Origin of the sequence: Deinococcus alpinitundrae (genome assembly GCF_009982895.1) — a bacterium.
GTDB classification, from domain to species: domain Bacteria; phylum Deinococcota; class Deinococci; order Deinococcales; family Deinococcaceae; genus Deinococcus; species Deinococcus alpinitundrae.
In genome coordinates this window covers 1-269 of sequence record NZ_WXZL01000267.1, presented here as the reverse complement: position 1 = coordinate 269, position 269 = coordinate 1, and the positions used below count along the sequence as shown (strand labels likewise).

1 protein-coding gene is annotated in these 269 nt (G+C 35.3%); it reads left to right on the top strand.

The features are described 5' to 3' along the window. The coding region (locus GUI70_RS25735) for a HoxN/HupN/NixA family nickel/cobalt transporter (RefSeq protein WP_497747273.1) at positions 1–269 on the top strand (269 nt) is incomplete at both ends.

Sequence of the window (269 nt, the reverse complement as noted above, 5' to 3'; positions counted from 1 at the left end):
CATAGCTATTGTCATTTTGTTACACGTTATTGGGTTTAGTTTTTTATGGATTGCTGGAAAAGACCATCATATCTTATTTGGTATGGGGATTCTTGCATATACATTAGGTTTGCGTCATGCATTTGATGCAGATCACATTGCTGCAATAGATAATACGGTTCGCAAATTATTACAGCAACGCAAAGATCCATCTGGTGTGGGTTTCTATTTTTCAATTGGACATTCATCTGTCGTATTTTTAATGGCTGTTTTTTTAGGGGTATCTGTAA